The 10,720-nt window shown below is 73.0% G+C and carries 8 protein-coding genes and 1 pseudogene; 4 read left to right on the top strand and 5 right to left on the bottom strand.

Annotation, left to right across the window (positions count from 1 at the left end; translation table 11 throughout):
- Positions 1-437 precede the first annotated feature (437 nt).
- The 4 genes from ACZ4FV_RS32185 to ACZ4FV_RS32170 all read left to right on the top strand — a co-directional run bounded on the left by ACZ4FV_RS32185 (position 438) and on the right by ACZ4FV_RS32170 (position 5,146).
- Entirely contained in the window at positions 438-2,072 is a 1,635-nt protein-coding gene (locus ACZ4FV_RS32185; RefSeq protein ID WP_465323899.1) for a discoidin domain-containing protein, read from the top strand.
- 197 nt (positions 2,073-2,269) lie between these two features.
- Positions 2,270-3,562, top strand: a complete 1,293-nt coding sequence (locus tag ACZ4FV_RS32180) for an MFS transporter (RefSeq protein WP_395867269.1) — start codon at positions 2,270-2,272, stop codon at positions 3,560-3,562.
- Positions 3,559-4,527: a TolB-like translocation protein gene (locus ACZ4FV_RS32175; protein ID WP_395867267.1), complete on the top strand. Its 969-nt coding sequence runs from the start codon at positions 3,559-3,561 to the stop codon at positions 4,525-4,527. The genes ACZ4FV_RS32180 and ACZ4FV_RS32175 overlap by 4 nt, the downstream gene beginning before the upstream one ends.
- Positions 4,528-4,702: 175 nt before the next feature.
- Positions 4,703-5,146 (top strand): hypothetical protein, encoded by a 444-nt coding sequence (locus ACZ4FV_RS32170; protein WP_395867265.1) that lies wholly within the window; start codon positions 4,703-4,705, stop codon positions 5,144-5,146.
- Between the two features lie 128 nt (positions 5,147-5,274).
- Here ACZ4FV_RS32170 and ACZ4FV_RS32165 read toward each other — a convergent pair whose 3' ends face one another.
- The 5 genes and pseudogenes from ACZ4FV_RS32165 to ACZ4FV_RS32145 form a co-directional block, all read right to left on the bottom strand.
- Positions 5,275-5,955 carry a hypothetical protein gene (locus tag ACZ4FV_RS32165; RefSeq protein WP_465323898.1) on the bottom strand — a complete coding sequence of 227 codons (681 nt, stop codon included), beginning with the start codon at positions 5,953-5,955 and terminating at the stop codon, positions 5,275-5,277.
- 349 nt (positions 5,956-6,304) lie between these two features.
- Positions 6,305-6,493 carry a DUF1059 domain-containing protein gene (locus tag ACZ4FV_RS32160; protein ID WP_395867261.1) on the bottom strand — a complete coding sequence of 63 codons (189 nt, stop codon included), beginning with the start codon at positions 6,491-6,493 and terminating at the stop codon, positions 6,305-6,307.
- A 343-nt stretch (positions 6,494-6,836) separates the two neighbouring features.
- Entirely contained in the window at positions 6,837-8,429 is a 1,593-nt protein-coding gene (locus ACZ4FV_RS32155) for a sigma-70 family RNA polymerase sigma factor (RefSeq protein ID WP_402236737.1), read from the bottom strand.
- A gap of 293 nt (positions 8,430-8,722) precedes the next feature.
- Positions 8,723-10,297 carry a glycerol-3-phosphate dehydrogenase/oxidase gene (locus ACZ4FV_RS32150; protein ID WP_395867257.1) on the bottom strand — a complete coding sequence of 525 codons (1,575 nt, stop codon included), beginning with the start codon at positions 10,295-10,297 and terminating at the stop codon, positions 8,723-8,725.
- A gap of 193 nt (positions 10,298-10,490) precedes the next feature.
- A pseudogene (locus ACZ4FV_RS32145) lies at positions 10,491-10,628 on the bottom strand (IclR family transcriptional regulator); the annotation flags it as partial.
- Positions 10,629-10,720 lie beyond the last annotated feature (92 nt).

Here is a 10,720-nt window from a genome sequence, read left to right as displayed (position 1 = left end):
GCGCAGGGGTGGGTGGCTTCTTGTCGCCGGGTTCGGTCAGGGGCGTGGGCTGCGCGGGTCTTGTTCGACCACCCCACCTCGTCCTGACCTACGGCCACAGCCGACCCCGGGTCGACACCCATGCGATGCCTCCGGGGCGTCGAGGTGCCCGGCGCGGGGCCGCCAGGGGTGTCGGGAGGCTTCCTGTGGACGGGTTCGGGCGGGGGCGTGGACTGGGCGGGTCTTGTTAGTAAAGTTTCCTAACAAGTCTTGACGGGGTGCGCGGCTGCTTGGGATCGTCGGGGCCAACAGTCGGGCCGGAGGCTCCTGTTGGGGCATCGCGGGCTGCTTTTTCGCGGTGTCGCCAGGTCCCGCGAGCGCACTTCTCCGGCCCGATCGAGCGCACCATCCCGCCCGGCTCAGGCACGACGATCGGCTCCTCAACGCTGGAGGACGACGTGCACCTGTCCCTGCCCACGCGCCCGCAACGCGGAAGATTCCCGGCCCGGTTCGGCCGGCGCGCCCTGTCCCGAATACCTCGACTGCCCGCGGTGATCGCCGTCGTCGCGATGTTGGCAACGGTGCTGACCTTCGGGGAAACCGCCTCCGCCGCCGAGGTGTTGCTTTCCCGCGGCAAACCCGCCACCGCCTCGTCCACCGAGAGTTCCACCTACGGCGCGGCCAAGGCCGTGGACGGCAAGACCACCACCCGGTGGGCGAGCCAGGAGGGCGCCGGCGCCCAATGGCTCAGCGTCGACCTCGGCTCCGACGTCTCGATCTCCCGGGTACGGCTGACCTGGGAGGCCGCCTACGCCAAGGCCTACCGGATCGAGGTCTCGCCCGACGGCGCGTCCTGGACCAAGGTCTACAACACGTCCACCGGCGACGGCGGCACCAACGATCTCGGCGCGCTGTCCACGCACGGTCGCCACGTGCGCGTGTACGCGACCACGCGTGCCACCGAATACGGCTATTCCCTCTGGGAGTTCGAGGTCTTCGGCGCAGGCGGCCCGGACACCACCGCACCGAGCACGCCGACCGCGTTGCGGGTGACCGGCACCACGTCCACCGGCGTCTCGCTGGGCTGGACCGCCTCCACCGACAACGTCGGGGTCACCGGCTACGACGTGCTGCGCGACGGCGTCACGGTCGGCACCAGCGCCGGCACCTCCTACGCGGACACCGGCCTGACCACCGGAGTCGGCTACACCTACACCGTCCGCGCCCGCGACGCGGCCGGCAACCTGTCCGCGCCCAGTGCCTCGGTGGTCGGCACCCCGCAGGCCGGCGGCTCCTCGTTCACCGTCGTCGCCGCCGGCGACATCTCCGACCCGGGCTGCACGTCGTCGCAGGACTGCGGGGCGGAGCAGACCGCGAAGCGGGTCGAGGCGATCAACCCGGACGAGGTGATCACGCTCGGGGACAACCAGTACGACACGGGCAGCCTCGCCGACTTCCGCAAGTACTACGACACCACGTGGGGCCGGTTCAAGGCCAAGACCCGTCCCTCGCCCGGCAATCACGAGTACGACGACAGTCCTCCCGAGTCCGGCTACAAGGCCTACTTCGGCGACCGGGCGACTCCGAACGGGACCACCTGGTACAGCTGGGACCGGGGCGGCTGGCACTTCATCGCGCTCGACTCCGAGCAGTCGATGTCGGCGAACTCGGCGCAGATCCAATGGCTGAAGGCGGACCTGGCGAACAACTCGCAAGGCTGTGTGGCCGCTTACTGGCACAAGCCCCTGTACAGCTCGGGACCGCAGGCCGACAAGGTCAGTCAGACCGCGTGGCAGGTGCTCTACGACGCGCACACCGATTTGATCCTCAACGGGCACGACCACCTCTACGAGCGCTACGCGCCGCAGAACCCCAAGGCCAAGGCGGATCCCGCCGGCATCCGCGAGTTGCTCGTGGGCACCGGCGGCGCGGACCCGTACGACTTCGAGAGTCCGCAGCCCAACAGTGAGAAGCGGGTGACCGGTTCGCCGGCCGTGCTCAAGCTGACCCTCTCCGCCGGCACCTACTCCGGACAGCTCGTGCGCTACGACGGCAAGCAGCTCGACTCCTTCGGGCCGGTCGGCTGCCACTGAGTCCACCGATCGAGTCCACCGATCGTGCGGGCCGCCCGGCGACCTCCTTCCCGGTCGGCCCGCACCGGGCCCGTTCCCCTCCGACCCTCCCCCGTCCCGACCCTGCCCATCGCGCTGCATCCCGCTCCGTCTCACCCCGCCCCGCTCCGACCCGACCCGAGTCCACCGTCCCCGGACGGATCGAGGGAGGAACGCCCGTGTACATCGCCGCCACCCGGCGCGCGGACCAGGCCGGTGGGATCGCCTCGGCCCGGACGCCGCGCAGGTTCGCGCGCAACGTCCCCGCCAACGTGCTCGCGCTCGGCGCCGTCAGCCTGGTCACCGACGTCTCCTCGGAGATGGTCACCGCCGTGCTGCCCACCTACTTCGTCCTCACCCTGGGTCTGAGCCCGTTGCAATACGGCCTCCTGGACGGCACCTACTTCGGCGTCACCGCGTTCGTCCGTCTGCTCGGCGGCCAGGTGGCCGACCGCACCCGCCGGCGCAAGCTGGTCGCGGGCAGCGGGTACGGACTGTCCGCCGTGTGCAAACTCGGCCTGCCACTGGCCGGTTCGTCGGTCACCGGGCTCGGCCTGGTGCTCGCGGCGGACCGCACCGGCAAGGGGCTGCGTACCGCGCCGCGGGACGCGCTGATCACCCTCAGCACCCCGGCACCCGACCTGGGTCGGGCGTTCGGCGTGCACCGCGCGATGGACACGATCGGCGCCTTTCTCGGCCCGCTCGCCGCGTTCGCCGTGTTGTGGGCCACCCACGACGCGTACGACGCCGTGTTCGTGGTGAGCTTCTGTGTGGCCGTGTTCGCGGTGCTGCTGATGGCGCTGTACGTGCGCGACCACCGCGAACCGGCCGGCCCCCGGCGCGAGTCGTCGTTGCGGGCCGCGTTCGCGCTGCTGCGACTGGGTCCGTTCCGGCGCGCCTGCGTCGCCGCCACCGTGCTGGGGCTGCTCACCGTCGGCGACACGTTCGTCTATCTGGTCCTGCAACAGGGCTTCGACATCCCGCTCCGATACTTCCCGCTGTTGCCGCTGGGCACCGCCGGGGCCTACCTGCTGCTCGCCGTGCCGCTCGGTCGGCTCGCCGACCGGGTCGGCCCTTTCCGTGTCTTCCTCGGCGGGCACCTCGCACTGCTCGCGGCCTACGCGGTGGCCGCCGCGCCCACCGGGGACCGCACCCCGGGCACACCGCTGTTGTGGACCGTGCTGCTGAGCGTGCTCTTCCTCCAGGGCCTGTTCTACGCCGCCACCGACGGCGTGCTCATGGCCGCCACCGGACCGCTGCTCCCGGTGCACCTGCGCACCAGCGGCCTGGCCCTGCTCCAGACCGGTCAGGCCGGCGCCCGGATGGTGTCCTCGGTGCTCTTCGGCGCGGCCTGGACGTTGTGGGGTTCGCGCCCCGCGCTGCTCGCCATGGGAGTCGGGATGGCCGGCTGCCTCGTCCTGGCCCGGCGGTTGTTGCCGTCGCGGTCCCCGCTCCCGGAGGTGACCGGATGAGGCGCGCCCTGGCGTTGCTGCTCGGCCTGTTGGTACTGGTCGGAGTGGGGGTCGGGTACTCGACCTTCGCGGCCGGACGCGAGGAGGACGCGACGGTCGAACGCCGGCCGCTGGACCTGACCGCGGGCGGGCAGTTGGTCTTCGTGGACACCGACCGCGGCGGCGGCCGGCGCACCGTGGCCGCGACCGGAATCGATGCGGCCGGCAGCACCGGCCCGTCCCGGATCGACAGCGGGCTGCGCTGCGAACGCTTCGCCGTCGGCGCGGGCACCGGGGTCTGCCTGCAGACCCGAGGCGGCCCACTGCCCGGCACCGACGCGCTGATCGTGGACCGCTCGATGAATGTGCGACGCCGGATCGAACTCGCGGGCACGCCCAGTCGCGCCCGGGTATCGGCGAGCGGACGCATGGTGTCCTGGACCGTCTTCGTCACCGGCGAGTCCTACAACAAGACCGGATTCTCCACCTGGACCGGCATCGTGGACACCCGCACCGACTACACGCTGATCAACATCGAGGCCATCCCGCTGACCATCGACGGCAAACGCTACCGATCCGCCGACGTCAACTACTGGGGCGTCACCTTCGCCGCCGACGACAACCGCTTCTACGCGACGGTCTCCACCAAGGGACGCACCTACCTGGTCGAGGGCGACTACGCGAACTGGGAGGCGCACACGGTACGGGAGAACCTGGAATGCCCGTCGTTGTCCCCGGACGGCACCCGGATCGCGTTCAAGAAGCGCTCCGGCAGCACCACGTGGCGACTGCACGTGCTCGACCTGGCCACGATGCGCGAGACCCCGTTGGCCGAGCGCGCGAACGTCGACGACCAGGCGGCCTGGCTGGACGACCACACCGTGATGTACGGGCGGGACAAGAACGTCTACGCGGTGCCCGCCGACGGAACGGGCGCCCCACGCCTGCTCGCCGCGAAGGCGGCCTCACCGACCGTCCTGCGCTGACCGGTGGCCGCCCGACCGCACCCGGCCGGGCGGCCACCGCACCATCACCCCACCGCGCCTACACGCCGACACGCACCACGCCCTCTCAGTCGACCGGCAAGGCTCGGACCCAGGTGCGGGCGTCATCCAGATGCGCGTCCACCACGAGCCCTGACTCGCCCAGTGCGGCGGCCAGTTGCGCGTCGTCGAGCGGGCGGGACCGGAACTCCTGGATCCACCGCGTGCCGAACATCTCGCGCTCGACCCGGAGGGCTATCCGGATCACCCGTCGCCGGCGCCCGGCCGGGATGGCGAGCTGTACCCGATCGCTCGCGACGGCACCGACCGACCACTGCTCCTGGCCGGCACCGACGGCTTCACCGACCAGCGGCACCTGGACCGCTCGTGGTGCGCGCTGCTCGCCGACTCCCGCCGACCCGTACCGCGGCGCCGGATCACGCACGCCGCGCACCAGGTGTTCACCGACCACGCGGTGATCGCACCCCGGCCGCAAGCCTGGGGGCTGATGCCCGCCGCCGACCGGATCTCGCCGATCGGCGCGATCGAGCCGACCGTCTCGGTGCCCACCGTGCGCCGGCACGTGCGCTCGTTCTTCGCCCGGCACCTGCCCACGCGCTGACCGACCCGGCACGACGCGAGCCTGAGGCTCGACGGCCGGACAACCCGACAACCCGACGGCTCGATGCCTCGACGCCTCCACGCCGAGGCCCCGCCCGGCCCGGGAGTAGTGGCCGGCCGACGGGCGGATCAGAACCGGCAGCTCACGCCGGAGAAGTCGCACGTGGCGTTGGTGACCGGGTCCTTGAGCTCGAAGTAGAGCGTGAGTTCCTCGTGCGGCTGGAGGGGCCGCGTCGACGTGGCGGTCGCCACCGTGGTGCCGTACCGCGCGGTGAGGCCGCCGTTCCCGTCCGCGCGGAAGACCGTGAACCGTGAACCCGAAACGGTGACGGTCAGCTTCCATGACTTGAGCGGGCGGTCGGTCGGGTTGACCACGTCGATGTATCCGCTGGTGGCGAAGCGGTCGACCAGCACCGCGATCTCGCCGGGCTGCGCCTCGCTCGCCGGCGGCGTGCCCACGGGTGTCGCGCCGGGCGCGGTCGCGGGCGGCGGCGCGGGGACGCCCGGGGGCTGCGTCGCCCCGGATGACGCGCCGGGCTGTCCCGGCGCGGGTGCGGACGACGACGCGGAAGGCGCGGGCGATCCGGACGCGGTGCCGCTCACCGTGCCGCCGGCCCTCGGCGTGGCGCCCGTCGGCGCGGGGCTGTCCGACTGCGCGACCACCCCGCCCCCGACGGGAGTGCCATCCGCCACCGAGGTGGGGTCCGGTGCCGTCGACCGCGCGCCGTGCTTGTCGTCGCCCGTGAACAGCCAGGCCCACGACGTGATCAGAAAGCACACGATCACCACGGCGATCAAGGGGATCGCCACACCACCGGCGGTTCCGTCCCGTCGCTGCCGGCGCCCACCATCGGCTGCCGCTTCGTCGTCCCCACGCCGACCCACGTCCCACCCGTTTTCTCGTCGCTGCCGTGCCCGGCGCAGGAAGTGGGAAAGCACTCGGCGCGCGGAGGCACTCCCGTACCCCTGTGACTGCGGACGAGCGCGATGCTGCCCGACACGCCGATCACGCCACAAGCCGAAGCACGCGGAAGTGGCATCGCGTTCCGAACAGTGCGGCCCTCGATGGACCCGCATCGTCGAAAGGTCGGCGGAACGTCATCGGGTGGGCGCCGGGAGGCGTGGCGGCTCGCTCCGAACCTCCCCGATCGGCGCGGCACTAGCGTCCGGGTTCCTCGTCCTTCAGCTCCTTGCGAATCTCCTCGCGCAGCTCGGGTGAGTCGGTATGCCCGTGCACGGTCTGGGCGTGCTGGGCGGCGGCCAGGACGACCTCGTCCTCGGTCCCGGCGATGGTGAGGGTGCATCCGGACTCACTGGGAAAGTCCCGGCAATCGACGACCTTGCGCATGGCGTCCTCCCGGACTGGGATGTCGTCCCCGAGCTGCATGGCCTCGGGTCGGACGGCGCGAGGCCATGGTCATAGTTTAGAACTGTTTGTGGTGATATCGAGCCGGTCCGACTGTCGGCACGGACCGCGGAGCGGGGTGGGTCGGCCCCGCTCGGCGCACCCGTCGCGCCACGCCGAGTCGGCGTCAGCCGTTGGCGAGTTCGTGGACGCCCACCAGCCGCTCTCGTCGCGGTGGATAGCGATGCCCGCCTCGGTGTGGCCGGGGTCGGTCCGGTTGCGGTAGTGGCCGGGGTTGTGCCGCCACCAGGCAGCCCGGCAGGCAGGCCATGGGCGGGCGCACGGGTCACGCCGGTGTGGCGAAGACCTGGGTCCACCACGTGGTGCCGCCCGGACCCACCGTGACGCCGACACCGATGTCGGTGAAGCCGCAATCGAGGATGTTGTCCCGATGGAACGGGCTGCCCAGCCACTGTGCGACCACGTGCGAGGCGTCCTGGCGGCCCCGGTCGAGATTCTCGCCCCAGGATCGCCAGCGGTAGCCGGCGGCGGTGATCCGGCCGTCGGCCCGCACCCCGTCCGGGTTGACGTGGTCGTAGAAGCGCCGGGCGAGCATGTCGTCTGAGTGTTTGCGGGCGACGGTGCGCAGTCGCTCCTCGACGCGGACCGGGGCGCAACCGTGTTCGGCCCGGGCGGCGTTGACCAGGTCCACGACGGCGCGTTCGAGCCGGGCCCGGGTGTCGATGGCGGCGGTCGTCCGGGTGGCCGGCGGTCCCGTCGAGGCCGGTGGCGTGCCGGCCGGCCCGGTGGTCGCCGGCGGGTCGGGCGACGGTGGCGTGCTCGGGAGCCGGGCCGCGTCGACGGCGGGCGGGCCGGGGGCGGGATCGGGCGCGCCTTGTCGCGGTCCGGCGTGCTGGGGACGGTCGACGAGCAGGACCACGGCCAGTACGACGAGGCCGATCGCGGCGGCGACGCCGGACGCGACTCGGCGGGGTCGGCGAGCCGGACGCGGTGCGGCGTGGCCGGGAGGGGCCGGCCCGACCTGGGCGGATCCGGCGGCCGGGTCGGCGGTCGGACCCGGGCCACCGAGCGAGGCCGGGTCAGTGAGCGGCTGTGTGAAGGCGACCGCACCCGGCCCCGCCGTACCGGCCGCCGCCCATGGCGCCTGGGCGAGAAGCCGCAGCAATACCGCCGTCGGCGGCAGCAGCGCCAACCCGGCGAGCAGGCCCTCCACCGGGGCCAGGCCGTGGCGATGCGCGCCGCACGTACCGCACGCGCGTGCGTGGCGGGAGATGCGCTTGCGCCACAGCGGTGTCGGTCGCCCCTCCCAGGGCGTGATCAGCGCGGCCACCTCCGCGCAGCGCGGGTCGGCGGCGAGCGCGCGGACCACCACGCGGGCCGCCTCCAACTGCTCCTTCATCCGCTGGACCCGGACCGCCACATGCGTCGCGGGCAGGTCGAGGGCGGCGGCGAGTTCGGCCCGGGTCAGCGTGCCGGCCGCCTCCAACCACCACAGGGCGAGCAGTTCGCGGGTGTCCGGGTCCAGCCAGCGGGTCGCCTCGGCGACGTCCCGGCGCTGCCCGGACAGGCCCAGGCGCAGGATGGTCAGGTCGGCGAAGTCGCCCGCGGGATCCGGGTACTCGGCGATCTCGTCGAGCGCGGTCGTCGTCGTACGACGCGCGTATCGACGGCGCACCTGGTTGATCGCGATGGCCACCAGCCAGGACCGGAAGCGCTCGGGATCGCGCAGGCCGCCGAGGCCGGACACCGCGCGGAGCATGGTCTCCTGCACGACGTCGTCGACGTCCGCGTGCCCGTCCAGCGCTCGGCCGACGATGTTGTACACCAACGGCAGCCACCCGGCCACCAGTCGATCGCGGGCACACAGATCACCGCCCTGGGCCGCGACGACCAGGGCGGTGTTGTGCTCGTTGTCCACGTACGTCCACTTTCCTCGACCGGCGTGACGGGCCCGATCCCGTCCATCCGCCACTCGGGAGAGCCCCCGGGTCGGCGCGGATAACGAAAATCGCCGGACGAGTTCCGAACGTACAGACCACGCGCCGACGGCCGAACCGCGCCCCGGGAGCGGCGGCGGGCCGTTCGTGCACGGCATGTACGCGCACGCCCCCGGCGCCGACGGCCGGACCGCGCCCCGGGCCGACCGCCCCGAACCGCCCCGGACCGCCCGCTCGCGCCGTCGGCTCCCGGGGCGGCCACGCGCCCCGCGGGTCAGTGCGGCTTGGCCGCCAGCAGGTCCTCGACCCGCGAGCGCACCTCGGCGTTGTCCAGACCGCGGATGGTCACCGTGGTGCGCCGGCGCAGCACGTCGTCCACGGTCATCGCCCACTCGTGGTCGCGGGCGTAGGCGACCTGGGCCCAGATGTCCGGGCCGTCCGGGTGGATGCGCTCGCCCAGTTCGCGGTCGGCGCGGACCAGGGCGGCGAGGTCGTACGCGAGGTTGCCGTAGTGCGACGCCAGGTGGCGGGCCACCACCGGGTCCACGCCGTCCTCGGCCGTGGCCTCGCCGAGCAGCCGGTGCGCCACCGCCTCGGGGTTGGCCGAGCCGGGCAGCGCCACCCGGCGCAGCGGGGTCGCCATGTCCTGTTCCAGGGCCACCACGCCGGCCTTGGCCAGCTTGTCCAGCACGGTGCGGCCGATGTGCCGGTAGGTGGTCCACTTGCCGCCGGCCACCGACAACATGCCCCCGCGTCCCTCGGTGACCACGGTCTCCCGCTTGGCCTCGCTGGTGGCACCGGCGCCGCCGGGCAGCACCCGCAGACCGGCGAAGGCGTAGGTGATGTCCTCGCGGCGCAACTGCGCCGGGTCGACCGCGCTGCCCGCCTCGTCCAGGATCTGCGCGATGTCGGCCTCGGTCGGGGAGACCTTGCCGGGGTCGCCCTCGTACGCCTCGTCGGTGGTGCCGAGCAGCAGGTGCTCCTCCCACGGAATCGCGAAGGACACCCGGTACTTGTCGATCGGGATGGTCAACGCCGCGCGCCACGGCTGCTGTTGGCGCAGCACCAGGTGCACGCCCTTGGACAACCGGATGCTCGGCTCGGCCGTCGGGTCCTCCATCCGGCGCAGGTGGTCCACCCACGGGCCGGTCGCGTTCAGCACTACGCGCGCGTTCACCCCGAATTCGGCGCCGTCCAGCCGGTCGCGCAGTTCGGCGCCGATGACCCGGCCGCCGGCGTCCTTGCGCAGGCCGACCACCTCGGCGTGGTTGAGCACGACCGCGCCGGCCTCGACCGCGGCCCGGACGGTGGTCACCGCGACCCGGCTGTCGTTCATCTGGTGGTCGCCGTACACGGCCGCGCGGCGCAGGCCCTCCGAGCGCAGCGCCGGCACGAGTTCGAGCGCGTTGTCCGGGCCGATCACCTTGCCCATGCCGTCACCGAACGCGGACAGGGCCGAGTACAGGAACACGCCGGCGCCGAGCTTGGCCGCGCCGTGCGGGCCGTCCTTGTAGACCGGGACCAGGAAGGACAGCGGGCGAACCAGGTGCGGGGCCACGTCGCGGGCCAGCGTGCGGCGCTCACGGTGGTTCTCCGCGACCAGCTTGAGGTTGCCGGTCTGCAGGTAGCGCAGGCCGCCGTGGACGAGCTTGGAGGACGCGGACGAGGTGGCGCCGGCGAAGTCGCCGGCGTCGACCATGGCCACCCGCAGGCCGGTCTGGGCCGCGGTCCAGGCGACCGCCGTGCCCAGGATGCCGCCGCCGATGACGAGCAGGTCGTGGGTGCCGCGCGAGAGTTCGGCGCGGCTGTGGGCACGAGCGGGAACGGTCGGATCCGTGGCGGTGCTCATCACACGTCTTCTTTCCACTGGGCCGGCTGTGGTGCGGGGGGACCAGTACTGCAACGGTCCCGGTCCGAATCTACGTGGTCGGCATTGTCGAACGACGAACGACAGTTTTCATCGTCGGTCGGGTGGCGGTCAAGTGCGCCGGTCACCGCGCCGGTCGACCGCACCGGTCCGAAGCGGGCGGCCGAGTGGCGCCTCAGTAGGGAAACGTCGCGCCCAGGTCGCGCGAGATGGCGCGCGCCGCGTCCCGGACCGAGGCCACCAGCGTGGGTCGCGGCACCCCGTCGGCGACGATCCGCTCGACCGCGCCGCTGATCCCCACCGCGCCCAGCGGCGTGGGGGGGGGGGGGGGGGGGGGGGGGGGGGGGGGGGGGGGGGGGGGGGGGGGGGGGGGGGGGGGGGGGGGGGGGGGGGGGGGGGGGGGGG

The organism is Embleya sp. NPDC025285 (assembly GCF_055558835.1).
The sequence above is the reverse complement of the archived record's forward strand: the minus strand, read 5'-3'. Positions and strand labels throughout refer to the sequence as shown.

What these genes read in the sequence shown, in the direction of transcription:
- ACZ4FV_RS32175 (WP_395867267.1), top strand. Translation starts at nt 3,559, where the DNA reads ATGAGGCGCGCCCTGGCGTTGCTGCTCGGCCTGTTGGTACTGGTCGGA.
- ACZ4FV_RS32160 (WP_395867261.1), bottom strand. Translation starts at nt 6,493, where the DNA reads ATGCGCAAGGTCGTCGATTGCCGGGACTTTCCCAGTGAGTCCGGATGC.
- ACZ4FV_RS32150 (WP_395867257.1), bottom strand. Translation starts at nt 10,297, where the DNA reads ATGAGCACCGCCACGGATCCGACCGTTCCCGCTCGTGCCCACAGCCGC.